Annotated in this window: 21 protein-coding genes and 1 pseudogene; 15 read left to right on the plus strand and 7 right to left on the minus strand. The window is 49.2% G+C overall.

Features of this window, described 5'->3' with window-relative positions; all coding sequences use genetic code 11:
- Positions 1–53 precede the first annotated feature (53 nt).
- The 5 genes from ACUVQO_RS09205 to argZ all read left to right on the plus strand — a co-directional run bounded on the left by ACUVQO_RS09205 (position 54) and on the right by argZ (position 5,899).
- The gene (locus ACUVQO_RS09205; protein WP_445925585.1) at positions 54–677 is read left to right on the plus strand and encodes a DUF1361 domain-containing protein; all 624 of its coding nucleotides are present in this window, start codon (positions 54–56) and stop codon (positions 675–677) included.
- A 136-nt stretch (positions 678–813) separates the two neighbouring features.
- Positions 814–2,289, plus strand: coding sequence for a glycogen synthase GlgA (glgA, locus tag ACUVQO_RS09210; RefSeq protein ID WP_445925586.1), 1,476 nt, complete (start codon positions 814–816; stop codon positions 2,287–2,289).
- Positions 2,290–2,460: 171 nt separating this feature from the next.
- Entirely contained in the window at positions 2,461–2,775 is a 315-nt protein-coding gene (locus tag ACUVQO_RS09215) for an HU family DNA-binding protein (RefSeq protein WP_233743069.1), read from the plus strand.
- A gap of 184 nt (positions 2,776–2,959) precedes the next feature.
- Positions 2,960–3,547 (plus strand): GIY-YIG nuclease family protein, encoded by a 588-nt coding sequence (locus ACUVQO_RS09220; protein WP_445925616.1) that lies wholly within the window; start codon positions 2,960–2,962, stop codon positions 3,545–3,547.
- A gap of 237 nt (positions 3,548–3,784) precedes the next feature.
- A complete protein-coding gene (gene argZ / locus ACUVQO_RS09225; RefSeq protein WP_445925587.1) occupies positions 3,785–5,899 on the plus strand; it encodes a bifunctional arginine dihydrolase/ornithine cyclodeaminase in 2,115 nt (704 codons plus the stop codon).
- A 103-nt stretch (positions 5,900–6,002) separates the two neighbouring features.
- On the opposite strand, the pseudogene ACUVQO_RS09230 reads toward argZ, so the two are convergent.
- From ACUVQO_RS09230 to ACUVQO_RS09255, 6 genes and pseudogenes are all read right to left on the minus strand, one after another.
- Positions 6,003–6,694: pseudogene (locus tag ACUVQO_RS09230) on the minus strand (cysteine hydrolase family protein).
- Positions 6,695–6,820: 126 nt separating this feature from the next.
- Positions 6,821–8,380, minus strand: coding sequence for an ABC transporter ATP-binding protein (locus tag ACUVQO_RS09235; RefSeq protein ID WP_445925588.1), 1,560 nt, complete (start codon positions 8,378–8,380; stop codon positions 6,821–6,823).
- A 94-nt stretch (positions 8,381–8,474) separates the two neighbouring features.
- Positions 8,475–9,431, minus strand: coding sequence for an ABC transporter permease (locus tag ACUVQO_RS09240; protein ID WP_445925589.1), 957 nt, complete (start codon positions 9,429–9,431; stop codon positions 8,475–8,477).
- A 108-nt stretch (positions 9,432–9,539) separates the two neighbouring features.
- Positions 9,540–10,679, minus strand: coding sequence for an ABC transporter permease (locus ACUVQO_RS09245; RefSeq protein WP_445925590.1), 1,140 nt, complete (start codon positions 10,677–10,679; stop codon positions 9,540–9,542).
- 3 nt (positions 10,680–10,682) lie between these two features.
- On the minus strand, positions 10,683–11,882 hold the full coding sequence (locus ACUVQO_RS09250; protein WP_445925591.1) for a BMP family ABC transporter substrate-binding protein: 1,200 nt from the start codon (positions 11,880–11,882) through the stop codon (positions 10,683–10,685).
- Between the two features lie 358 nt (positions 11,883–12,240).
- Positions 12,241–13,560: a protein kinase gene (locus ACUVQO_RS09255; protein ID WP_445925592.1), complete on the minus strand. Its 1,320-nt coding sequence runs from the start codon at positions 13,558–13,560 to the stop codon at positions 12,241–12,243.
- Positions 13,561–13,750: 190 nt separating this feature from the next.
- On the opposite strand from ACUVQO_RS09255, the gene ACUVQO_RS09260 reads away from it, so the two are divergent.
- The 8 genes from ACUVQO_RS09260 (at position 13,751) to ACUVQO_RS09295 (ending at position 22,207) form a co-directional block, all read left to right on the plus strand.
- Positions 13,751–14,695 carry a peptidoglycan recognition protein family protein gene (locus tag ACUVQO_RS09260; protein WP_445925593.1) on the plus strand — a complete coding sequence of 315 codons (945 nt, stop codon included), beginning with the start codon at positions 13,751–13,753 and terminating at the stop codon, positions 14,693–14,695.
- Positions 14,696–14,859: 164 nt separating this feature from the next.
- The gene (locus ACUVQO_RS09265; RefSeq protein ID WP_445925594.1) at positions 14,860–16,146 is read left to right on the plus strand and encodes a hypothetical protein; all 1,287 of its coding nucleotides are present in this window, start codon (positions 14,860–14,862) and stop codon (positions 16,144–16,146) included.
- 276 nt (positions 16,147–16,422) lie between these two features.
- Complete coding sequence (gene pgsA / locus ACUVQO_RS09270) at positions 16,423–17,103, plus strand: CDP-diacylglycerol--glycerol-3-phosphate 3-phosphatidyltransferase (RefSeq protein WP_445925595.1); 681 nt, start codon at positions 16,423–16,425, stop codon at positions 17,101–17,103.
- Between the two features lie 4 nt (positions 17,104–17,107).
- Positions 17,108–17,365 carry a hypothetical protein gene (locus tag ACUVQO_RS09275; protein WP_445925596.1) on the plus strand — a complete coding sequence of 86 codons (258 nt, stop codon included), beginning with the start codon at positions 17,108–17,110 and terminating at the stop codon, positions 17,363–17,365.
- A gap of 9 nt (positions 17,366–17,374) precedes the next feature.
- Positions 17,375–18,397, plus strand: a complete 1,023-nt coding sequence (locus tag ACUVQO_RS09280) for a GAF and HD-GYP domain-containing protein (RefSeq protein WP_445925597.1) — start codon at positions 17,375–17,377, stop codon at positions 18,395–18,397.
- A 352-nt stretch (positions 18,398–18,749) separates the two neighbouring features.
- Entirely contained in the window at positions 18,750–20,399 is a 1,650-nt protein-coding gene (locus tag ACUVQO_RS09285) for an iron uptake porin (RefSeq protein WP_445925617.1), read from the plus strand.
- Between the two features lie 178 nt (positions 20,400–20,577).
- A complete protein-coding gene (locus tag ACUVQO_RS09290) occupies positions 20,578–21,162 on the plus strand; it encodes a glyoxalase-like domain protein (protein WP_445925598.1) in 585 nt (194 codons plus the stop codon).
- A gap of 94 nt (positions 21,163–21,256) precedes the next feature.
- A complete protein-coding gene (locus ACUVQO_RS09295) occupies positions 21,257–22,207 on the plus strand; it encodes an RsmB/NOP family class I SAM-dependent RNA methyltransferase (RefSeq protein WP_445925599.1) in 951 nt (316 codons plus the stop codon).
- 251 nt (positions 22,208–22,458) lie between these two features.
- Here ACUVQO_RS09295 and ACUVQO_RS09300 read toward each other — a convergent pair whose 3' ends face one another.
- The gene (locus tag ACUVQO_RS09300; RefSeq protein ID WP_445925618.1) at positions 22,459–22,767 is read right to left on the minus strand and encodes a DUF4870 domain-containing protein; all 309 of its coding nucleotides are present in this window, start codon (positions 22,765–22,767) and stop codon (positions 22,459–22,461) included.
- Between the two features lie 220 nt (positions 22,768–22,987).
- Here ACUVQO_RS09300 and prfC point away from each other — a divergent pair, with 220 nt between their 5' ends.
- Both prfC and ACUVQO_RS09310 read left to right on the plus strand, forming a co-directional pair.
- Positions 22,988–24,616, plus strand: coding sequence for a peptide chain release factor 3 (gene prfC, locus ACUVQO_RS09305; protein ID WP_445925600.1), 1,629 nt, complete (start codon positions 22,988–22,990; stop codon positions 24,614–24,616).
- Positions 24,617–24,858: 242 nt separating this feature from the next.
- A complete protein-coding gene (locus tag ACUVQO_RS09310) occupies positions 24,859–25,020 on the plus strand; it encodes a hypothetical protein (protein ID WP_445925601.1) in 162 nt (53 codons plus the stop codon).
- The last annotated feature ends 35 nt before the right edge of the window (positions 25,021–25,055 follow it).

Genomic DNA, 25,055 nt, shown 5'->3' on the forward strand with positions numbered 1-25,055 from the left:
AGTTAAAACCGGATCGACGCTATAGAACCCTTTTGATCCTACCCGGACTTTAGATGATGACCTGGATGAATCTCTGGTATCTGCTTCCCCTCTCAAGTCGCTGGATGACGTGGAACTTGTTTCTGGCGCTGATCCCCTTGGTTCTCAGTTTCTGGCTATTTCAAACTGCTAAACAGTGTTTAGTCCTCTGGTGGATGGGACTGTTTTTATTTGTTGCCTTTCTGCCCAATGCCCCCTATGTCCTAACCGATCTGATTCATCTGGTGTTTGATATCCAAAGTACGGATTCACTGTTGTTCAACACTCTGGTAATCATTCCTAAATATGTGCTGTTCATTGGGATTGGCTTTGAAGCTTACGTGCTGTCTTTAATTAACCTGGGAGACTACCTGAAGCGACAGGGACTTGCTCATTGGGTGCTACAAGGTGAGTTGTTGTTACATGGGTTGAGCGCGATCGGGGTCTATTTAGGCCGTATCGAACGATTCAACAGTTGGGATTTGATGACCCGTCCCCATCGTGTCGTTCGCAGCGTTGCCGATACTTTTCTCGATCCCCAGCCACTCTTCTTTATGATTTTGGGCTTTGCTGTGATCGCTGGACTGTACTGGATCATCAAGCAAATCAATCTGGCCCTATTGCTGAGACATCAATATATAAAAGCTGTGAAAGAGTGAAGAGCCACCCTCCCGCCCTTCACTTCCTCCTCTCTATCCAGCATTGGTTGCTTCTTTTGGAGAGACGTGAAGGGGTTTTACTGGGTGTATACTTTTGTGAAGTTAGGAGATTGTTTTATTTGAGCGAGGAATAAATATGTACATCATCCAGATCGCTTCTGAATGTGCTCCGGTCATTAAAGCGGGAGGTTTGGGTGATGTCGTTTATGGACTCAGCCGAGAACTGGAAAATCGAGGGCATACAGTCGAAATCATTCTGCCCAAGTATGACTGTATGCGGTATGACCATATCTGGGGCTTGCACATGGCCTACCAAGATTTGTATGTACCCTGGTACGATGGACGGATTCACTGTTCTGTCTATTGTGGCTGGGTGCATGGACGGCTTTGCTTCTTCGTTGAGCCACATTCCCAAGACAGCTTTTTCGATCGCGGCTATTACTACGGTAGCAATGATGATACCATGCGTTTTGCCTTCTTCAGTAAGGCGGCCCTGGAGTTCATGCAGCAGAGTAACAAGAGGCCAGATGTAATTCACTGCCACGATTGGCAAACGGGTTTGGTACCTGTCCTGCTATACGAGATTTATCAATGGCATGGCATGGCTTATCAGCGGGTCTGCTACACCATTCACAACTTCAAACATCAGGGAATTGCGGGGCTGAATATACTCCAGGCGACGGGGTTGCATCGACCGGAGTATTACTTTGAGTACGATCGCCTGCGCGACAACTTCAATCCTTTTGCTCTCAACTTTATGAAAGGGGGCATTGTCTATTCCAACTTTGTCACCACTGTCTCTCCCCATCACGCCTGGGAAGCCCATTACGGGGAGTTTGGCTATGGTTTGGGACATACCTTGCACCAGCATCAACACAAGTTCGGCGGTGTGCTAAATGGGATTGATACCGACTTCTGGAATCCAGAGATCGATCGCTACATTCCTTACCATTACTCAAAAGACAACCTGGAAGGCAAAGCCAAAAATAAAAAAGCTCTGCGGGAACGGCTCTGGCTCAGCCATGAAGATAAGCCGATTGTGGCCTTTATCGGTCGGTTAGATGATCAAAAGGGAGTACATCTGGTGCATCATGCGGTTTACTATGCCCTGCACCGGAACGCGCAATTTGTATTGCTGGGATCGGCGACGGAAGAGGGACTAAATAACTGGTTCTGGCATGAGAAGAACCACCTGAACAACAACCCCAATGTCCATCTGGAAATCGGCTTTAACGAGGAACTGTCGCATCTGATCTATGCTGGAGCCGACATGATTGTAGTGCCCAGCAACTACGAACCCTGTGGCCTTACCCAAATGATCGGCCTGAAGTATGGTACTGTTCCGATCGTGCGCGGGGTAGGTGGTCTGGTGAATACGGTGTTCGATCGCGATTATGACCAGACTCATTTACCGGAGGAACGCAACGGTTATGTGTTCTATCAAACGGATAATCGAGCGCTGGAGTCAGCCATGGATCGGGCGATCGGTTTGTGGAACCATTACCCGGATGAGTTCGAAAAGTTAGTCATCCAGGGGATGAATTACGATTACTCCTGGAACTACCCTGGTAAGGACTACTTGGGGATTTACGAATATATTCGGCACAAGTAGAGAGCGTCATTGGGTCAGTAGCCATTCACAAACGACACAGGGCAGATGAGCAGAGACAAACCGGTTTCGCGTTTATTGCCACCAACCGACTAATAGGCCGGATTTTTGCGCCGTTTTTAAAACGCTGCACTATAATTTTTGCACACAATTCTCTAGTGTGAGAGATTTACCATGAATAAGAGTGAATTGGTCGATGCAATCGCCGCTAAAGCCTCTACCACCAAGAAAGAGGCGGATGCTGTGTTAACGGCAGTTGTAGATTCCATTATTGAAGCCGTTTCAGCAGGGGAAAAAGTCACCTTAGTTGGGTTTGGTACGTTTGAAGCACGGCAACGGCAGGCACGCGAAGGCCGCAATCCCAGTACTGGTGAGCCGATTCAAATTCCGGCAACAACTGTTCCAGCATTTTCAGCCGGTAAGCTCTTTAAAGAAAAAGTTGCCCCTACTCAAGCAGAAGAACCAAAAGCTAAAGGGAAGAAAAAGTAGAGCGATTTTGGATTTTGGATTGGCGATTTTGGATTAATAGGTTCTGTTCTTAAGCAGGATGCTATGGATTGGTTCGTCGCCTTTTTCAAATCTCCATTTGAGCATCGATTACCATTTTTCTGGAGTGCCTAACGCATTTGCAAGGGCTTGTGCTATCGTTACCCAGATTAGTGTTGGCTGGAGTGTGCGATTGAGTCACTATCAACCTTCTCTCTTTTCTGTCGCTGATCTGCCCGGTAGCGACTTGGGGCAGCAGGTTGATCCGCTACAAATGAGTGCTGAGGCACTGCAAAGCTGGAAGCAGCGGATTTTCCAATATCAGCAACAGGTGCAGGTTGGGGAGACACCTCAACAGGGTAGCCTGTTTGATTCACTGCCGACGGCGGATGAAATTGCTGAATGGATTGATCCTTTTACCCTCCCTCAACAAAATGCTGAATTTTGGCGAGGGAAATTTACCGACCTGGGTGTGGCAGCTCTTTATTTTGTGATTGATCACGAGCTGCCTATTTTGCTTTATGTGGGTGAAACCGTAAAATCGAATCAGCGATGGAAAAGGGAGCATGACTGTAAGCGCTACATTCTCAATTACATTTCAGCTCACCGTCCGCATGGTTTTCCTGTTAAGGTCAATATTGGTTTCTGGGCAAATGCACCAACTCAAACCCGCGATCGCCAGAAACTGGAGTCCGTTTTGATTCGCAAGTGGCGATCGCCCTTCAACAAGGAAAATTGGCACTACTGGCAAACTCCCTTCACTGGAGGAAAGTAAAAATCTTAATCAAAGGTGCAAATTGTTTTTTTAGATACAAAACTGGGTGCTACCTTCGTGGCTTTCTAAGTAATTGGATGGTCTGGCTGCTAGCGATCGCGGTAGCCTGGCGTTGCTTTGTACACTCAATTTGTCTGTTTCGTTCAGGTCAGTATTCATCTGACTTTGATAGAATAAAAAGTTGACCTTTTCTTATCGCTGTTTCGCTCTTTTAATCTTCTACTGAGCTTAAGTATTATGACTTCTTCAATCCGCTTCTTGATGTGTGCACCTGACCACTACGACGTGGACTATGTGATTAATCCCTGGATGGAGGGGAATGTTCACAAGTCCTCTCGAGATCGGGCTGTGGAGCAGTGGCAGGGGCTGTATCACATCCTCAAAGACCGGGCGGTAGTCGATTTGGTGAAGGCACAACCAGGGGTGCCGGACATGGTGTTCACGGCCAATGCCGGACTGGTTTTGGGAAATGAAGTGGTACTCAGTCGGTTCTTCCACAAAGAACGGCAGGGCGAAGAACCGTTTTTCAAACAGTGGTTTGTAGAACAGGGCTTTACCGTCCATGAATTGCCCAAGGATTTACCGTTTGAAGGAGCTGGAGATGCGCTGCTCGATCGCGAGGGGCGCTGGCTTTGGGCTGGGTATGGCTTTCGCTCAGAACTGGATTCTCACCCCTATCTGGCCAAGTGGCTGGACATTGAAGTATTGTCCCTGCGGTTGATGGACGAACGCTTTTATCACCTGGATACCTGCTTCTGTCCCCTCACTGATGGCTATTTACTCTACTATCCCCCGGCGTTTGATTCCTACTCCAACCGCTTGATTGAATTGCGGGTACCTGCGGAAAAACGGATTATTGTCGATGAAAAAGATGCCGTGAACTTTGCTTGTAATGCGGTGAATGTCAACCGGGTTGTGATTATGAACAAAGCCACGGATGGCCTGAAACAGCAACTGAAAACAGCGGGTTTTGAAGTACTGGAAACTCCCTTGACTGAGTTTTTGAAAGCAGGAGGAGCAGCCAAATGTTTGACGCTGCGGGTGACAGAACCGATCATACCTGATCACCGTGCGATCGCCACGATCGAAAGCCGGATTCTCCGTCTGGAAGGACACTTACTCGATTCTGGCCTAATTAACCGGGCGTTGGACTTGATTGTGGAAGGCGGCGGTAGCTTCCAGGTACTCAACTTCAATCTGGGAGAACAGCGGCAAAGCACGTCTTCTGCCGAAGTGAAAGTCACCGCTCCTTCCCATGAAGTAATGGAAACCCTGGTGTCGCAACTGATTGATCTGGGTGCTGTTCCACCGCCGCAAGAAGTGTGTGACATCAACACTGAAACGGTCACCTTGCCCGGAGTCGCTCCTGACGACTTCTATGTGACAACCATCTATCCCACCGAAGTGCGGGTGAATTGTCAGTGGGTGAAAGTCCAAAAACAACGCATGGATGGCGCGATCGTCGTCAGCAATACGCCCCAGGGGCCAATTGCACAATGCAAGCTCCTGCGCGATCTGCAAGTCGGCGATCGGGTGATTGTTGGCACGGAAGGCATTCGTACCGTGCGCAAGACCGAATCCCGCGAACAACGCAATACCCAGGAATTCAGCTTTATGGCTTCCGGGGTTTCCAGTGAACGGCGAGTAGAACTGGTGGTGGAACAAATTGCCTGGGAAATGCGCCAGATTCGTGATCAGGGTGGCAAAGTAGTTGTCACGGCAGGCCCAGTTGTGATTCATACGGGTGGTGGTGAACACCTGGCTCGTCTGATCCGCGAGGGATATGTGCAGGCATTATTGGGTGGCAATGCGATCGCCGTTCATGACATTGAACAATCCATCATGGGCACCTCCCTGGGAATCGATATGAAGCGGGGTGTATCTGTCAACGGTGGCCATCGCCATCACCTGAAAGTGATCAATACCATCCGTCGCTGTGGCAGTATCGCTAATGCTGTTGAACAGGGTGTACTAACCAGTGGTGTGCTGTACGAGTGCATCAAGAATCGCATCCCCTTTGTGCTGGCGGGATCTATTCGGGATGATGGCCCTTTACCCGACACCCAAATGGATTTGATTAAAGCTCAGGAAGAGTACGCTCGCCTCATTGAAGGGGCAGACCTGATCCTGATGCTGTCCTCTATGCTGCATTCGATCGGTGTCGGCAACATGACTCCTGCTGGTGTGAAGATGGTTTGTGTAGACATCAACCCTGCTGTGGTGACAAAGTTGAGCGATCGTGGCTCGGTCGAATCCATCGGCGTGGTCACCGATGTTGGTCTCTTCCTCAGCCTGCTGGTGCAACAACTTGATCGGCTCACCAGTCGCTATCAGGTGGCTCAATTGGTCTAGAGGAACTGAAGAAGACCTGCATTGATTCACTTTGGTGGACAATGGCTTCAGCAGCAGATGGCTTCAGCAGACAACTGGCGTAGACAACCATAGCCAGGAACGACTAATGACTTCCCCTACAGGATATTGCCTGCTTCAAGCCTTGCAGGACTCGCTCTGCAGTGGCTGTCCAACCGACGATGCCGCCTTGGGCGCGGATCATTTCCAGAGTGGCCTGTTTGAATTCAGGGAGGTAGCTTTCGGTGGCATCTTCCACCATCAGACATTCATAGCCTCGATCGTTGGCCTCACGCATGGTGGTTTGGACACACACCTCAGTTGTGACTCCGGTGATTAAGAGGTGCGTAATGTTGTGTTCCTGCAAAATGGTTTCCAGTTCCGTGGCGTAAAACGCCCCTTTTCCTGGTTTGTGAATCACAAATTCGCCAGGAAGGGGGCCAGTTCTGGAATAATGCCATTGCCCGGTTCCCCTTTGATCAGGATGCGGCCCATTGGTCCCTCGCTGCCGAGCGTCAACTCTCCCTGACCCCGTTTGATTTTGGCAGGAGGACAGTCGGAGAGATCCGGTTGATGGCACTCGATCGTGTGAATAATTGGGATCCCCATTGCTCGACAGCCTTCCAGCAAGCGTTTCAGGGTGGGCACGATCGCCCGCAGCAAACTCACATCATTGCCCAGGATGTCTCCAAAGCCTCCAGGTTCCAGGAAGTCCCGCTGCATATCGATCACGATAAGGGCTACCTGGCTGGATTCGGGAAGCTCATAGTTGTAGGGAAGGGCAGGAATGAAGGCCATAGGGATTAGGAGGTAGAGATTAGGGATTAGGGATCAGGGATTAGGGATTGGGGTGGCGCGATATTGGCAACCCATCATTCGGTACAGACGTGATTAGTCACGTCTCTATTCCTAGATTCCTAAATCTTAATGCCCTGCCATGGCGTGGCCAATTGCGGCAAAGTCTGCCGTATGGATGGAACTTTCGTAGGCAAATTGACCGCCGCTGATCACTAAAATGCGATCGGAAAGTTTCAACAATTCATCCAGGTCTTCGCTCACCAGCAATACAGCGACACCCCGGTTGCGGGCTTCCAGAATCTGGCTATGAATGTAATCCACCATGGCAAAATCAAGACCAAAACAGGGATTGGCGGCAATCAGCAATTTGATGTGATCCGCAGAGAGTTCCCGCGCCAATACGGTGCGTTGCACGTTGCCACCGGATAGAGTGCCGACAGGAGTGTCCGGAGAGGGGGTTTTGATTTTGAAGGTGCCAATCAGGTTCATTGCCGCATTGCGGATAGCCTGGAAAATCAGCAGAATGCCTTTAGATTGGGGGGGGCGATCGAAGGTTCGCAGGGCTAAGTTTTCGGCGACGCTCATGTGAGCAACACAGGCATTTTTCAGCGGTTCTTCCGGCAGCACGAAGACCCGATGTTTAAACATTTGAGCGCGGGTGGCGGAGTACGGCTCTCCATTCACCAAAATCTGGCCTCCAGTGACCGGACGTTGCCCTGCCAGCACTTCCACCAGTTCCCGCTGTCCATTTCCAGAGATTCCAGCAATGCCCACAATTTCACCACTATTAACGGTCAGGTTGACTCCATGCACTGCTTCCACGCCATTATCTCTGTTGGCATGAATGTCTTTAATTTCCAGAACGGGAACGGGATTGGGGGTTGCGACTTTTTCCACATTCTGCGGTTCTCGCTTTTCGCCCATCATCATTTCTGCCATCTGGGCCACCGTCAGATCTCCAACGGCTCCTGTTCCAGCAAACTTGCCTTTCCGCAGAACTGTGATTTCATCACAAAAAGCGGTTACTTCCCGGAATTTATGACTGATCAGCAATACACTCAGCTTGCCATCCGTAACTTGCCCCCGAATTAGGCCTAGTACTTCGTCTGCTTCCCCTGGCGTGAGTACGGAGGTCGGTTCGTCCAGGATGAGAATTTTGCTCTTCAGATAGAGTTGTTTGAGGATTTCCAGTTTTTGCTTCTGTCCCGCCGCCAGTTGACCCACCAGCATATCCAGGGGCACTTTGAAGGGAGCCGTATCCATAAATGCCTGCAGTTTTTCCTTCTCCTGCTTCCAGTTGACCACGGCAGGGCTGTCATATCGGGAGAGCACCAGATTTTCCGCGACGGTCATAGCCGGGACTGAGGTGAAATGCTGATAGACCATGCCAATCCCATAGTGGTGAGCATCACGGGGGCTTTCAATCGTGCAAACCTGTCCGTTGATCAGTACCTCGCCAGAGGTAGGACGGTAAAATCCCATGATGCACTTCACCAGTGTACTTTTTCCGGCTCCGTTCTCTCCCAGCAAGGCATGAAAGGTAGCGGGCTTCAGATGTAGAGAAACATGGTCCAGGGCTACCAGGCTACCAAAGATTTTGGTCATGTTTACCACTTGCAGTTCTGGGGGGGCTGCGGAACCGTAAATGTCTACATCCTGTTGCAGGGATTGAACAACGTCCGTCATGAAACCTCTTGAGTCCCATCAATAGTGAGTTTTGCCAAGCACGGATGCACGATCGCTGTCTCGAACCGAAACCGTTGACCTCCAAAATCACGGCTCACAAATTAATAGTTCCCAGGGCACCGGGCGCACCGGAAAGGGTTTTCTTGGGAGAACAGGTGATGATCATAATCAGTAACGTTAACACATACGGTGCTGCATTAAATAAATAACGTCCCTGCTCAATTCCTACAGCTTGCAAGGCTGGCCCAATCGCCTGAGCACCGCCAAAAAATAGAGAAGCCCAGAGACACTGAATTGGATTCCAGCGGGCGAAAATCACCAAGGCCACGGCCATCAGCCCTTGACCACTGGAGACGCTTTCCGACCAGAGGCCGGGGTAGTAGAGGGAAAGACAGGCTCCTCCAATTCCAGCCAGAAAGCTGCCGGCAATAATGCTCAGCATCCGCACTTTCTTAATCGAAATGCCCATTGCCAGGGCTGCATCAGGGCTATCTCCCACCGCCCGGACAAACAAACCCCAGCGGGTGGAACGGAAGAACCAGGCCATTAGCGGAGCCAGCAGAACGCCCAGAACAAACAGCGGACTGATTTTGAAAGCGGACTGAATTTGTGGCATCGAACTCCAGTTAGCCAGATCGATCGTTGGTAATTGAGGGGCTTTGGGTTGAATAAACGGTTTGCCCAGGAAGAAGGCCAACCCACTGCCAAAAATAATCATGGCGATCCCCACCGCAATGTCATTTACCCTGGGTTGTTGAGCCAGAAAAGCATGAATCGATCCCAATACCATGCCTGCCAGACCTGCTACCAGCACTCCTAACCAGGGGGAAACAGCAGGGGACAGTCCCCATTGAGAGGCACCCAGATAGGAAATGGCATAGGCGCTCATAGCCCCCATCAAGAGCGTACCTTCCAGACCCAGGTTAATCTTGCCACTTTTCTCAGTTAAGCATTCACCCAGACTGACAAACAGAAACGGAGCACTGCCTCTCAGTGTTCCTGCCAGAATCCCCAGGGGTACCCCCCACCAGCCTAATGCCTCAGTTGCCATTGAGTTTGATTCCTTACGTTTGCGAAATAAGCGAGTATTTAAGCCTTATCCATGTCCAGAGCTGTAATTTCTGTTGTGGGAAACGATCGCTGGCTAGCTGGAGTTGGGTTAAACCGTAACTGCTGGAGAAGCAGGGGGGGCGAAGGGAACTTCTGGTTCCCTGAAGATCTTGAAGCATCCATATAATGATTCGCTATACAGAACCACCAGAAACACGATCCCTTGAAACACCAGCACGGTAGCATCGGGCATCCCAAAGGTGCGCTGCAGTGCCCCGCCACTATTAATAATGCCACCCAGCCCGATCGCTACCAAAATCGTGGCCAGGGGATTGTAGCGAGCCACAAAAGCAACCAGAATTCCCGCATAACCATATCCCGCCACCAGAGAAGTGTTGGCCTGTCCCTGCACCGCCGCCACTTCCACCATGCCAGCTAACCCTGCCGCTGAACCTGCCAGGAAGCAAATGATGATTGCCAAGCGACCCACAGGCAACCCAGCAACCCGAGCCACTTTCACATTGCCCCCAGTGATTCTGGCGGCAAATCCAAACGTAGTATGCACAATCAGGAAGTAGGCGATCGCGCAGGCAATCAAGCCATACAACAGGCCGTAATGTACCCGTGTGGCAACAATATTCTCCAGGCGATACGCTTCTGGCAGGGGAAAGGTCGATGGTTTATTCAGGGAACTGGGATCTTTCCAGGGGCCTTCCACCAGATGGTTGAGAATCGCGACCGCAATGTAGTTCATTAACAGACTGCTGATCGTCTCGTTGACGGCCCGGTAATGGCGCAGTGCCCCCACAATCCCAATCCACACTCCCCCGGCCACAATGCCGCCGATCGCCATGCCGACCAGCACTATGAAGGATGGTAATCCCAAGGTGGCTTTTAGTTGTTCGGGGGAGGGAGTAATGGCTCCGTAAGAGAGTGTGAGGCCGACGGCGATCGCCCCCAGCCCTCCCATCACCAATGCCCCCTCATTGCCGATCACCATCAAACCGAGACAGGCCGGGAGAACGGTACAAAGAGCGGTCAACATCAGGGGAGCCGATCGTAGCAGGGTGCCCTGGAACGATCGCCAGTTGCCAAACGCCGTCTTGAACATCACACCATAGACTACAAACGGATTTTTACCGCAGAAGGCAACAAAAATCCCAAACAAAATCATGGCCACAAACAGGGCAGCCAGGGGAATGCAGATGGCTTCCGCCTTTGCTCGCCAGTGATAACGACTGAGTGCCATAGGTCAACTTGTTTTTCCAGAAACGCCTTCTGCCAGCCAATCGATTTGAGTCAATTCCGGTGCCGTGACCGCATAGGTTTTTCCTGCAGGGATTCTGGTTTTGCCTGTATTGTCTTCGATCGGCCCGGTGTAGATCTTTAAAGAACCTTTGGCAATTTTCTCTTTGGTTGTTTCCAAGTCTTGCTTGATTGCATCCGTAACTGCAGGGCCAAAAGTCGCCATTCTGATGTAATCTTCGGCAATGCCACCCAGCACCTGATGGGGAATGCCACCGTTCATCAAAGTTTTACCAGCCTGCAACCATTCTACGTACTGCTTCTGAATAGTAGGCCAGTTGAACATGGTGCCAGTCAGGTAGCCTTTGGGGGCCAGAGCTGCTTGGTCTGAGTGGAAACCACTGGAGAAAACGCCTCGCTTTTCTGCCGTTTCAATCACCACTTTGGGACTATCTACATGCACCGCGATCACATCTACGCCCTGATCGGCTAGAGAGTTGGTAGCCTCGGCCTCTTTTACGGGCAGCGACCAATCCCCCGTAAAGATAACCTGCATCTTCGTATCGGGTTTCACACTGCGGGCACCTAGCATGAAACTGTTGATATTCCGCAATACGGGGTTAATCGGTTTGGCACCCACAAAGCCAATTTTTCCTGTTTTACTGACCTTGGCTGCAATCCGGCCCGCCAGGTATTGCCCTTCATCGATCAAGGCAAAGTAACTGCCAACATTCTTGGGCATGCCCTCTTTCCATAGGGTGCCGGCATGGAAAAACTGCACTTCCGGATAATCTTTCGCCACTTCTAGAATGTGGGGATCAAAATAACCAAAGGAAGTAGGCACCAGAACGGTTGCCCCATCCTGGTCAATCATGTTCCGCATGACCTCCTGAACTTCCTTGGTTTCTGGAACGCTTTCCTGCTCAATCACTTTAATTCCAGGGACATTCTTAATCGCTTCTGCCCCCTTAGCCTGAGCCTGGTTCCAGCCGTAATCATCCTTAGGTGCGTTATAGATGAACCCAATGGTGATCGGCTTACTAGGGGACGCGTCCGTTCCTGTCGCAGATCCCTCTGTACTGGCTGTGTTGTTGGGAGACGAAGAACAGCCTGTCCAAAGTTTGGAGGTTGCACCAAAGGCTGCCGTGGCCAATAATCCCCGAATCACTTGCCGCCGGGGAACATAAATGTATCGATTTGTGCCCACTCTGAGAAGATCTCCTTTAGAAGATAATAAGTTGAACTCCAACTCGTTGAACTAAACCTTGCCCAACTCCAGACCCGTCGTTTCTCCAGATTTGGAAAACGCCCGTTCCCTAGCCGGGCTTAGTTTGAACCAAGAAGGAGTAAGACTTAGATGGCAATGTTGGGGATCCATTACACACGGATGTTTGCCAGACTATGGGAAATGTATCCAACGGAATGGATTCAAACGAACATATTTATGGTAAGCAAAAGTTCAGCATCTTACTTAACAGATGTTTATTTTTTATATATCGGCTGTTTAGGAGAAGGTGAGATCACTAAAAAATCCTGAGATACACCACTCTCGTCTATCTACCCAGCTAAAGAGCGCCAAGAGTGTTACATATTTTTGTAAACAATGGCCGCTCACAGGGAACCGGGTTCATACAGTCTTGCTGTAACTGACGCAGGCGATCGTACCCTGCCTGTTCAGCAACCCCCTCCACCAGGCAGTAATTCAGCAAATCTTCTAATAAGCAGCCAAAAGCTCTAACCTCCAATGCTTCCAGCGCTTCACCAGCAACCAGTTCACTGGCAGGGTAAAAAGAAGCGGCTCCAAAATCTCCCAGCAAACTGTCTCCAGTTTCATTCACCAGAATATTGTGAGCATAGAGATCACCATGCATGATGCCTCTGGCGTGGAGATGAGCAGCGGCGGTAGCCATTCCTTGAGCAATGCGTAGAACTACAGGCCATGAAAATGAAGTGCCCTCTGGGTAAACATCTCGGGTGCAACTATCCAGACTGGGAGGCCAGCCCAGAGTTTTGTAGTTAGGTGGAATAAAGGAAAACACCAACCCTGCTTTCTCTTCAGGATGATTAATCAACTTTCCCAACACATTCACGAGATGATCGTGAGTTCCGGCTGCCAAGCAAGCATTCCTTTCATCTGCAGGCAACCCATCACTGGTGACATTCCCCTTAGAGACCTTAACGGCAACTTCCACTATGTCCGAGGGTTCACTTTGCCAAAGGCCCCTGGAAATGATCCCAGAAGCTCCTTCTCCCAACGTGTCTCCTAAGGTCAACTCAGCCCAGTCAATATCCGGGAGCGATCGCTCGATCAAGACAGGCATTACTTTACAGAACGGATTGCCAGAGTAGGCCAACCAGGACAGACGCGGCAGCGTGAACAGCCAGGACGGAAGCGATGGGAGACAATTGGCAGATAGCCGGATCAGTTCTAGATTTTGACAGGCGGCCATTTCATCGGGCAGCGATCGCAACCTATTGCCGGCCAGCATCAGCTTCTGCAAATTGCCCAGACGGCCCATCGTAGCAGGAAGTTGTTCTATCTGGTTGTCGGTGAGAATTAACCAGCGAACGGAGTCAGGTAACGCCTTCTCGGCGATCGTTCTGATCCGGTTTGATTTAAAGCCAATCATGGATAGAGAAGGACAGTCAGAAAGTACCTCTGGCAGTTCCTCAAACTTGTTATTACTCAGGAAAATAATTTTGAGTTTCTTCAGGCGACCTAACTCATCCGGCAAAGACCTCAGGTGATTATGGGTCAGATTCAGGATTTCCAATGAATCTGCCAGATCCAAGATTTCAGGCGGAAATTCCGTCAATTCTGCCGCTAAATCCAGCCGTTTAATACCTGTAAGTTTTCCAGACCGCAATAAATCAAGGGTTTCCATATCACTTCATCACCTCGTCACCCCAGCACCATCCACTACTCACTATCCACCATCCACCCACCATCCCGTCATCGCATCCCCCGTTATCTCATCATCTCTTCACTACTCTGAGAAAAATTTAGCGGCCGGTGGATTTATTTAGAGCAAATGAATTTATACTGCACTTCAGTTACTGCTTAGTTAGGTAGGCATGCAACGCAAATTTTTCAGTGTTTTATTACCGATTTCGCTCTGTGTCTTCACCTTGATTCTGGCCATCAAAGGAGACGCACAGCAAATGCAGTTTGAATCGCTAGGTAATCGTTCCGGCGTAGTTCGCCCCTTAAATCTGCTGACTAATCCCAATTCATCTATACCTACCGCCTGTGCAATTCAACCAGAGAGAAAAAAATCAGGGTCAGAATCCGCAGGATTACTCACTCCTGACATTGGTTCAGTCACCCTGGAACGATTTCGACGATTGCTGCCGACTCCCGTTAGCACCAATCAAGTTGCCGCTGCTACGAGTAGTGGCTATGTGCCCAAAGAAGAGATTGTGTTAATTGACCCTACCAATTATGGCGATCGCTATGTGCGAGACATTGATGGCAATCCGGCCAATCTCAATCCGATAGTGGTTCTTCATGAAACAGTCGGATCTGCCAGTAGCGCCATCAACTTTTTTCGCACCCCCCACCCACGGGATGAAGATCAGGCCAGCTATCACACCCTGATTAAGCTGGATGGTACGGTCGTGTATCTCGTTCCACCGGATAAACGGGCATTTGGGGCAGGGAACTCGGTCTTTCAGGGGGCAAACGGCCCTGAAAGTGTGAAAACTCACCCACGCTTTCCGGCCTCAGTAAATAACTTTGCCTATCACATCTCCCTGGAAACGCCGCCCGACGGTAATCACAATGGCTATACCCACAGTGGTTACACTCCTGCTCAGTATCAGTCTCTGGCCTGGGTAGTTGCTAAAACAGGAGTCACTAGCGATCGCATCACCACGCACCGACTGGTTGATCGCTCTGGTGAACGCATGGATCCCAGAAGCTTTAGCTTTGCCAACTTCTTCAAACTGTTGCAAACTTATCCTGCGACCAGTGAAATCGCTGTCCGCTGTACCGTTCCGCCAGAAGCTCAACAGTCCTGACCTACAGCCACTTTCACCGGAATTCACCCTATCCCACCCGCTACATCCCATCCTCCAATTTCAGGGCTATAGCTCACTCATCTGACAATCGCTGTAACTTGGCGACATTGCAGCAATCCTGCCAGGTATGCTTCACTGAATTTGACAGAGTTGGAATGATCTCGGTGAAACGGATTCAGTGGTGCGCTGATCAAGCAAAATCTTATCTTCATACAGTGCGCGGAGCCTGCCCAAGTTTGCTGCTGGCGAGTTTTTTCGCAGCCTTCCCTGCTGCTGTTGTTGCCAAAATTGAGGGGATTACTGCCTCTCAATCTGAAATTTCTGAATTGCCGCATTTAGTTTCGTCTCTGCAAAAACCTGCAAGTGGTCTGGCCAGAGATCGTTCCAATCGGCCTGAGACTCGTCCACTGGATAAGTTTCCCACTTTTAATAGTGAGCAATTAGATCAGCAGCTGCGTCGTTATGCCAGGTTTGTAGCCACCTACGGAGTTCCAGATGTCTTAATCGTGGGCAGTTCCCGCTCCTTTCAAGGAATTGATCCGCTAATTTTGCAACAGTCCCTGGCTCAACAAGGTCATCAGGGGGTGAAGGTATTTAATTTCGGTATCAATGGAGCGACGGCCCAGGTTGTCAACTGGCTGCTGCAAGACCTTTTATCTGCCAATCATTTGCCTCGGTTGATTGTTTGGGGAGATGGTGCACGAGCCTTTAATAGTGGCCGCATTGATCACACGTTTAATAAAATTGTGACTTCCCATGGCTATCAGTTGCTCAGTTTTGGGGTTCGCCCTGAACTACCCGCTCCCAAACGGCTTGATCTGGGGCAAATCTGCGTGAATAACCTGATGCCCTTGCTGTCCTCGCCTTTCACGGCTTCTCAGTCCCTGAACAAATCCTTGTCTGAGGTTTCCTTCAGAAGCCTATTCTGTCAGCAGTCCCTGCAAGCACTTATTCAACAGGCCGTAACTGCCACTTTCAAGCCGTTGCAATCAGGTTTGAACTCAGAAGCTTTGGGCTTTCGGGTCGTGAATACCCAATTCATACCAGCCACTTACTTTCAGCGTTATTCCAGAGTGCCCGGTCAGTTCGATGCGGATTATCGCAACTTTAACTTAGCAGGGCAGCAAGCAGTAGCGTTTCAAGCTACAGTCCGGTTTGCGAATCAGCATCAAGTTCCTTTGGTTTTTGTGAATTTACCCCTCACAGAAATCTATCTGGATTCGACCAGAAAGGCTTACGAAAAGCAGTTTCAGGTTCATATGCAAGCTCTAGCCCGATCGCGGCAGTGGACCTTCATTGACCTGATAAGTCAGCAAGATCTAAAACAGAATCGCTATTTTGAGGATCCCAGCCACATTAATCGGTATGGAGCTGCGGCGATCGCAACCGAGATTAGCAAAAAACTGATCAGGCCCCTGTCAGCTATGCAGGTTAGTGAACATCAGCAGTAAATGTGACTGGCATTTTTTCTAATTTGCAAGAACTCTACTGATCGGTAACAGAGCCGTCTGAGCCGATCGGTCTACTGATTTACTTACTGGATCTTTTGATTTACTTACTGGATCTTTAAAGAAGCCTGAAAAACTTCAAAGATTATGCGAACTTTCTCCGTTTTCTTACGTAGTCTCAGGGAATTTACTTATTTTAAGAGGAAGAAGCACGTTCAGTAAGCCAATTCAATTTATCCAAGTTTCTGAGCGGGGTTATTACCTTTGGGGCCAGTCTATATGAAGCTGGGCCCTACTTTCCGTTTAAAGCCAGCCCCTCTGGCGATCGCGGGAGTTTTAACCAAGTGCTTTTATCATAGAGTTTTCACAGGTGCTGAAACCCTTTCTATGAACCTGCCAACCTGGATCACCATTGCTCGCTTGTTTGCTGTACCACCTATTTTGTATGGTTTGAGTACTCCAACTCCAACCGTTCGCTGGGCCGTATTAATGATTTTCCTGATAGGTGCTGGAACAGATTGGGTTGATGGCTATTTAGCCCGCAAGCTAAATCAGGTGACGGAGGTTGGTAAGTTTTTAGACCCACTGGTAGACAAACTGCTGGTTTTAGCTCCTTTATTAGGATTGGTGGAACTAGGAGAGATTCCCGCCTGGGGAGTTTTTCTAATTCTGGCGAGAGAACTTGCGATCGCGGGATGGCGAGTTAATCCAGCCTTACAGGGAAATCAGGAAATTCAAGGGGCAAATCTTTGGGGCAAGTTAAAAACCGTAAGCCAAATTACCGCGATCGCCCTCCTCATTGCTCCCCTGCCTGACCTTTGGCGTATTCCTTCTCTGACCGCTTTTTGGCTTTCCGTTGTCCTGACCTGGATCTCAGGAATCATCTATCTAATACCTGTTTCCAAAGCGCCTTTAATCCAGCAAGCGGAAAAATGGGAACTAGGGAAGAAGACGAGATAACGAGATGATAAGAAGGGACAGGCAGGAATTTTCACAGGCAGCAACCGACCGGGCCGAACTGATTGAGCAATTGCTGGCGATCGGCACGGCTCTTTCCAGTGCGTCTGATCTGGAAGAAATTCTCAGCTTAATCCTAACCAAAAGCCGGGAGATTACCTGCAGTGATGCAGGCAGCGTCTATCTAATTGACCCCCGCTTAGAGAAGCCAAGTTTGCTCTTTAAAGTGGCTCAAAATTTCTCTAAACCAACGGTTTCCTTCTAGGAACTCGCAATGCCCGTTACAGAAAAAAGTCTGGCGGGATATGTAGCGATGACCGGCAAGACATTAAACTTGCCGGATGCTTACAGTCTAGCTGAGGATGCCCCCTATCAACTCGATCGCAGTTTTGATCAGCGAATTGCCTACCGCACCTGCTCGATCCTGGTTCTCCCCATGCAAAACCAGAAGGGTGAAACGATCGGTGTTCTGCAACTGATTAACCGCAAACTGGCTCCCGATCTGGTCATCACCGTTGAAAATGCGTCGGCTATAACTCAGCCCTTCTCCGATTGGGAAGAACGAGTGGTGCGGTCGCTGGCCAGCCAGGCGGCTATTTCAATTGAGCGCAACCATCTCCAGGAAAGCATTGAGCATTTGTTTGAAGGATTCGTCAGAGCTTCCGTGCAGATTATTGAAACTCGCGATCCCTGTACTTCTGGACATTCTGAACCAGTAGCAGCATTAACCGTGCGCCTCGCTCAGGAAGTCAACTCGGTTGCAACCGGAGCATTAGCGTCAATCCATTTCGGCGATCGCCAAATTCAAGAAATTCGGTATGCGGCACTTTTGCATGATTTCGGTAAGGTGGGCGTGCCAGAAGCAATTCTGGTAAAAGCCAAGAAACTCTATCCTTTGCAACTTGAAGTGATTAAAGGGCGCTTTGCCTTGGCCCAACGCACCTTAGAAATAGACTGTGTACAGACCTACGAATTCTTGAAACGGATTCCCTGGACTCAGGAGTTACAGAACGTCCCAATGATTGCCTATGGTCATCATGAAAAGTTAGATGGCAGTGGATATCCCAGAGGCTTAAAGGAAAGCGATATTCCAATTCAGTCTCAAATTATGGCGATCGCGGATATTTATGACGCATTAACGGCAGGTGATCGGCCCTACAAAAGTGGCCTACCCGTAGCAAGAGTACTCAGAATTTTGCAACAGGAAGCTGCCCACAACAAGCTTAATCCAGAGTTAGTAGAGTTATTTGAACAGCGCCAAGTCTTCGCCATTTTAGAGCGCCCTCTTGAAAATTAGTGATCCCTTATAGCTTTGAGTGAAGCAATTAGCACTTTGTATCTCTTGCTCAAAAATGTATAGACGGCTACATTTTCCTGTTGATCCAACCAGTAATCTAGACTACGCCTGATTTGTTAGTTGTAGTGCTGATCTGAACAATATTCGTCTTTTCGTCCTGGACAGTATGAACAGTCGCCTACGTACGTCGGTGTGAGGAGGACTCTATATGATGTCGAAAATCTTGCTGAAATCCTTGTTGATTACTCCAGCATTCATGGGTGTTTTTCTGGCTATGTCCTCTCCAGGCATATGAGCAGAGGCTACCAAAACTTCAGATGATGCAGCTCAGACTCAAACTCTTGTTTCGGATATTTCAGAGTCTCAAGTTCCAGCCACCACTCCTCAAGTTTCAGTTTCCAGCCTGCAACCTGCTACTACTGAGCAAAAGTTAGCTCAAGCCCTGCCTGCTCAAAATACTGACACTTCAGATGCCTCAACTCTAAATCAGATTAATCAGTATGTTCGCGAAGGCCGGTCTAGCAGAGATCAGGTGACTTCCGTTTCCCAATTCTCAGATGTCAGACCGACAGACTGGGCTTACCAGGCACTGAAATCTCTGGTTGAACGCTACGGTTGTATCGTCGGTTATCCCGATAAGACCTATCGCGGCAACCGAGCTTTGACTCGTTGGGAATTTGCAGCTGGTCTCAATGCCTGCCTGGATAAGATTCAGGAATTGATCGCGGCTGCTACGGCTGATTTTGTCCGTAAGGAAGATTTGGAAACAGTCAAAAAACTGCAGGAAGAGTTTGCGGCTGAACTGGCTGCTCTCCGGGGACGTGTAGATGCCCTCGAAGTTCGCACCGCAACGCTCGAAAAACAGCAGTTCTCTACGACGACCAAACTGTCTGGGGAAGCCATTTTCGCAATTACGGATGAGTTTGCTCAACCCGGTCGAAATGAAGCAGTGTTTCAAGATCGGATTCGCCTCACCTTATCTAGTAGCTTCAGCGGTAAAGATAAGCTGATTGTTCGTCTGGCGGCTGGTAATGCGAACCTGTTTAACGAATTTGACCTTGCTGGCAACAGAGTTGGGCCTCTGACTGAGGCTTCCCAGACTTTCAATACTAATTCTGGAGGTAACAACTCTGTCTCCGTAGACTGGGCAGCTTATTACTTCCCAATTGGCGAAAACATTCAGGTTTATGTTCCTGCCACGGGTGGTTTGTTGTACGACTTAGCACCTACCAGCGCTGGCTACCTGGAAGACTATGACGGTGGAAATGGAGCACTGTCTATATTTGCTCAACGCAACCCTATCTATGGTATTGGTAGTGGTGCTGGTGCTGGGATTACGTTTGGTGCTGGCAAGCCCCTTTCCTTAACGGCAATGTATCTGTCTAGCACCGCCAACAACCCCAATGAGGGGCAAGGTCTGTTCAATGGTAGTTACAGTGCCTTAGGACAGCTTACCTTTGCTCCAAATGACCAATTTTCTGTTAGCTTGACCTACGTTAATGCCTTCCAGAAAGGAGTTGATGATAACAACGCCTTTACGGGTGGTGTCTTTAACAGTGTTGGCCCTGCCCTCGTTGGAGTGCGTAACACAACTAACTTCCTGGGTATTGGGCTGACTGGCCCTCAGGGAGTTAACGTTAATGCAGGAGGTCTATCTGCTGTATACAAGTTCAGCAGTTCCTTTGCCATTAACGGTTGGGTATCTTACTTCAGACTGGATGGTTTAAGAGATGGACAGGATCCTATCGATGCCTGGAGCTATGCCTTGGGTCTGTCCTTCCCTGACTTCGGTAAGAAAGGTAATCTGCTGGGGCTGTTTGCTGGTGTACCTCCTTACAGAACAGATGTGGGTGAAATTCCTATTCATGTTGAAGGGCTGTACCGCATTCGCCTGAACGACAATATCTCTGTCACTCCTGGCGTGATTTGGGTAATCAATCAAGGACAACGATCGGACAAAGATGCACTGATTGGTACTTTGAGAACCACCTTCACTTTCTAATAGTGTGAATGTGAAATTTCATAAGCCTTAGGAGGCTATGGCAAAGGGATAGGCATTGTCTATCCCTTTATTTGTTGGTTATGTCTTGTTTATCAAGTTACCGTATAAGTCTTGCAGCACTGGTGTTGAGACTAATTTGGGACTGTTAGAATGAGCTTGCAGCGGTGACGTATAACGAATGAATATCGATATTAGTAATATCTCAGCCATGTTCTTCTCTCCTGTATTGGCCGCACTTCCCGGACTGGATGCCTTATTTTCCACGCAGGGTGTTATGGTGTTGCTGTTGGCCGCCTATGCAGGCGCAATGTGGATGTTCCTGACCAGTGCTCCCAAAGTTCACACCATCATGGTGTCTGATTTGGAACTGGCACGGCAGCTTTATGAGGGGATGCTGGAACTTCCAGCTGCTGATGTCCCGTTGCATTACTATTACAACTACGAGCAGTCCCTGGGAACTTCAATGGTTGATCCACTTTATATGTCTCCGGCCGTTAGCCGTTCTACAGTTGCTTCTACGGGGCAGGATGGATTGTGGTATCAGTTGAAAAAGAATACTCAGTTACATGTAGTGACCGGAGCCAGTTTGGGCGATCGCAACCAGCAACGTCATGTGTGTTTTGACCGCAACTGCCTGGAACAGATCTTGTTACGAATTCAGATGCGGGGCTTGAAGCATAAGATCCGTCGTGAAAAACCCCTAAATTTTCTGGTGAAAGACTATGACGGGAATGTTATTGAAATGGCGGAAGTCTCTAACTAGGTCAGTAGCAAGAGCCATTGGCCAAGCCTTTTGTAAGTGACGAATGACCAATGTGTACCGAGAGAAACTAAAGCTCTGAAAATTGGCGATCGCCATGAGTGAGCCATCGAGATTATTGCTGAAGCTAGGTCAGCGATTATTTGTCAATGAAGCAGAGTGGATTGCCTTCTGCGATTGCCTGATTCATCCTCAGCCCTTGTATCCCTGCATTCTCTGGCGAGATACCAAACCTGATGATTCACCTTTTGCACTGGAGCCAGCATTATTCTGGCAGCCGGAATTTATCGATCGTTTGGCTCTGGGTCAACAGCCCGGGAAACATCCATGGCATGATCGGGGTGCATTTTACTGTTTAGATTTCTCATCAGTCTTTGCCATTTCTCCCTTGCTCCAGTTATCCCCACCTGTGGAGTGCATAATCGATGTTTGTGCTGCTCCTGGTGGCAAAAGCATCTTTGCATGGAGAGTGCTGCACCCCCACCTGTTGCTCAGTAATGAGGTAATCGGTAAGCGAACAGGAGCCTTGATTTCTAATCTCAAGCGCTGTCACATCAGTCCATCGGTGGTTTTGAGTATGGACTCTAAAATCTTGGCTCAGGAGATCCCCAATACTGCTCAAGTGGTACTTGTAGATGCCCCTTGCAGTGGACAGTCGTTAATTGCCAAGGGTGGAAAGGCTCCAGGTTGCTTTCATCCCGTCACTATTAAAAACAACGCCAACCGACAGAAACGCATTCTGGCCAATTCTGCTCAACTGGTTGCAGGTCAGGGGTATTTGCTCTACATGACCTGTACCTATTCCCCAGAAGAAAATGAGCAGGTAGCAGAATGGTTTTTAGAACGGTTTCCTCACTTTCAGGCGGTCGCGGTTCCCCATTTATCTGACTACCAATCCTATCTCACCAGGCTTCCGGCTTATCGCCTGTTTCCCCAATCCGGTTTAGGAGCCGGAGCCTTCACTATCTTGCTGCAAAACACCTTAGATGAGCCAGCTAGAAACCTTCCCCCTGATTTTTTAGAACGTAGGAGGGGGCAGAAACTGTGAGAATGAATAGCCGCTTGGTGCAGAACTTGGAACTTTATCATAAACGCTCACCAGCAAGAGTATGAATTCATTGCAAAACTCCGATTTCTAAGAGGGCGTTTGAAAAGTATCTAGCGGTTAAAACCGCGACTACACTCCCCCAGTCTGCCGACGCAGACTCAATACCATCCAGGTTTTCAGTAACCTGCGTCGGCAGGTTTTCTCCGGATAGCCGCGACTTCAGTCGCCAGGGTAATTATGGGCGTTAAGCCCTAAACAATTCGGAAAATGAAGGGACAGCGGTATGGCTTATCGGTAACAGTAGCGCAATGGACGATCGCCACGATCGGCATTAATATACTTACAATAGCCAGAATAATCAGCAGCGGAATCCCAATCACCATCAACGTCAATATCCCAAAAATGATTGCATAGAGGTATAGATTGATGTGGAAGTTAATCGACTCCTTAGCATTTTCTCTGACGATCGGATCATTGGTAAGCAGGAGAAGGAAGATCGGAATCCCGATGGAGATGATCAGTGAGCTAAAAAAATTGCCCCATGACAGAGCGCGGATAATAACTTGCGTTGTGCTAAATCATCCATACACCTTCCTGCCCTGCTTGCAAGTGCCAGAATTAAACCTTATCTAAGTCCAGAACCGGAGTTTCTCTGATCGGAAAAAGATCGTTTTCTAGCTGGACCTGATTTAGATACCCATTCTAGCGATAAGTTTCCAGGCGTTGTTGTTATCTTTAAAGTATTGCTAAACTTTAAGACTCTCTTACTGGTGTGAACGCATGCCCACTGAACTCCAGGCTGAACTGCAAGCTGAAGTTGATCGCCGCCGCAACTTTGCCATCATTTCCCACCCAGATGCCGGAAAAACAACGCTGACTGAGAAATTGTTGCTATACGGGGGTGCGATTCATCAGGCCGGAGCCGTCAAAGCCCGACGGGCACAGCGCCATGCCACCTCAGACTGGATGGAAATGGAACAGCAACGGGGAATTTCCATCACCTCCACCGTCTTGCAATTCGACTACAAAGGCTTCCAAATTAATTTGCTGGATACACCTGGCCACCAGGACTTTAGTGAAGACACCTACCGAACCCTGGCGGCGGCTGACAATGCAGTGATGTTGATTGACGCGGCCAAAGGTCTGGAACCCCAAACCCGCAAATTATTTGAAGTTTGCCGGATGCGGGGATTACCGATTTTCACTTTTGTCAATAAGTTAGACCGACCCGGACGCGAACCCCTGGAACTGCTGGATGAAATTGAGCAGGAATTGGGATTACAGACCTATGCCGCCAATTGGCCGATCGGCATGGGCGATCGCTTCAAAGGGGTATTCGAGCGGCGCAGTCGTCAAATCCACCTGTTTGAGCGGAGTGCTCACGGTCAACGAGAAGCCCGCGATACAGTGATCGATCTGGGAGATCCAGGAGTGGAAGAACTGCTGGAACAAGACCTCTACTATCAGTTCAAGGATGACCTGGAACTGCTAGAAGAACTGGGAGCCGAACTGGATCTGGAAAAAGTGCATCATGGCCAGATGACTCCCGTATTCTTCGGCAGCGCCATGACTAACTTTGGCGTGGAACCGTTCCTGAATGCCTTTCTGGATTACGCCCTCAAACCCACTCCTCATGCCAGCACTAAAGGTGAGATTGATCCCACTTATCCGGAGTTCACTGGCTTTGTCTTTAAGTTGCAGGCCAATATGGACCCGAAGCATCGCGATCGTGTTGCCTTTGTGCGGGTTTGTTCCGGCAAGTTTGAGAAAGATATGGCCGTCAGTCATGCCCGGACAGGAAAAACCGTGCGCCTCTCTCGGCCTCAAAAGCTGTTTGCTCAGGATCGGGAAGTAATTGAAGAAGCCTATCCCGGTGATGTGATTGGTCTGAATAATCCGGGAGTTTTCGCCATTGGGGACACAATTTATGTCGGCCCGAAATTGGAGTACGAGGGCATCCCATCCTTCTCGCCGGAATTATTTGCCTATCTGAAAAATCCCAACCCCTCCAAATTCAAACAATTCCAGAAAGGCGTATCGGAATTGCGGGAAGAGGGAGCGGTACAAATCATGTACTCTGCCGATGATTCCAAACGAGATCCGATTCTGGCCGCTGTGGGACAACTGCAATTTGAGGTGGTACAATTCCGGCTGCAAAACGAATACGGCGCAGAAACCTTACTGGAACCCCTGCCTTACTCTGTAGCACGGTGGGTGGTTGCGGGTTGGCCTGCCCTGGAAAAAGTGGGACGACTGTTCAATACGGTCACAGTCAAGGATAGCTGGAACCGTCCTGTGCTGCTGTTCCGCAACGAGTGGAACCTGAATCAGGTACAGGCTGACCATCCAGAGTTGCAACTCAGCGCGATCGCGCCCGTGGTTTCAGGAAGTCAACCTGCATCTTTATGAATACTCAGTTGCAGACGCTTACCGATTAGGTAGCAACTCTGACTGTCTCAATGGACAGATTGATTCAAACGGTTGAGCGATCGGAACGGGTAGCCGACCGTAATACTAATACTGTGTCTGAATTGGTCAGTATAGTTAACCGCTTACTGGCAGAAAGAGAGCGGTAACGATCGAACTCAGCGTGGCCACCTTCTTGGTAGAAAAATTAGGCTGGAGAAGACCAGTATCTATCTGCCATATCTATGACTCCTGAAGACCAAGCCCAACTGCAACAGTGTGTTGAAACAATTGCCAGCATTTTGTATCGCAACACGCTCGCTGAACAACTGCAAACACTAGAAGGCATCGAGCAAGCCATCCGAACTCACACACAACCGAGCGTAGTGTTTTTACCGCAGGACTGAGGGCTAACTCGTCTAACAAAAGATAACTTTCTGCG

This window comes from Leptodesmis sp. (assembly GCF_052746595.1).

Excerpts from the sequence above, each read along its gene's own strand:
- ACUVQO_RS09205 (WP_445925585.1), top strand. The coding sequence starts at position 54 with ATGATGACCTGGATGAATCTCTGGTATCTGCTTCCCCTCTCAAGTCGC.
- glgA (WP_445925586.1), top strand. The coding sequence starts at position 814 with ATGTACATCATCCAGATCGCTTCTGAATGTGCTCCGGTCATTAAAGCG.
- ACUVQO_RS09215 (WP_233743069.1), top strand. The coding sequence starts at position 2,461 with ATGAATAAGAGTGAATTGGTCGATGCAATCGCCGCTAAAGCCTCTACC.
- argZ (WP_445925587.1), top strand. The coding sequence starts at position 3,785 with ATGACTTCTTCAATCCGCTTCTTGATGTGTGCACCTGACCACTACGAC.
- ACUVQO_RS09235 (WP_445925588.1), bottom strand. The coding sequence starts at position 8,380 with ATGACGGACGTTGTTCAATCCCTGCAACAGGATGTAGACATTTACGGT.
- ACUVQO_RS09240 (WP_445925589.1), bottom strand. The coding sequence starts at position 9,431 with ATGGCAACTGAGGCATTAGGCTGGTGGGGGGTACCCCTGGGGATTCTG.
- ACUVQO_RS09245 (WP_445925590.1), bottom strand. The coding sequence starts at position 10,679 with ATGGCACTCAGTCGTTATCACTGGCGAGCAAAGGCGGAAGCCATCTGC.
- ACUVQO_RS09255 (WP_445925592.1), bottom strand. The coding sequence starts at position 13,560 with ATGGAAACCCTTGATTTATTGCGGTCTGGAAAACTTACAGGTATTAAA.
- ACUVQO_RS09260 (WP_445925593.1), top strand. The coding sequence starts at position 13,751 with ATGCAACGCAAATTTTTCAGTGTTTTATTACCGATTTCGCTCTGTGTC.
- pgsA (WP_445925595.1), top strand. The coding sequence starts at position 16,423 with ATGAAGCTGGGCCCTACTTTCCGTTTAAAGCCAGCCCCTCTGGCGATC.
- ACUVQO_RS09275 (WP_445925596.1), top strand. The coding sequence starts at position 17,108 with ATGATAAGAAGGGACAGGCAGGAATTTTCACAGGCAGCAACCGACCGG.
- ACUVQO_RS09280 (WP_445925597.1), top strand. The coding sequence starts at position 17,375 with ATGCCCGTTACAGAAAAAAGTCTGGCGGGATATGTAGCGATGACCGGC.
- ACUVQO_RS09290 (WP_445925598.1), top strand. The coding sequence starts at position 20,578 with ATGAATATCGATATTAGTAATATCTCAGCCATGTTCTTCTCTCCTGTA.
- ACUVQO_RS09295 (WP_445925599.1), top strand. The coding sequence starts at position 21,257 with ATGAGTGAGCCATCGAGATTATTGCTGAAGCTAGGTCAGCGATTATTT.
- prfC (WP_445925600.1), top strand. The coding sequence starts at position 22,988 with ATGCCCACTGAACTCCAGGCTGAACTGCAAGCTGAAGTTGATCGCCGC.
- ACUVQO_RS09310 (WP_445925601.1), top strand. The coding sequence starts at position 24,859 with ATGACTCCTGAAGACCAAGCCCAACTGCAACAGTGTGTTGAAACAATT.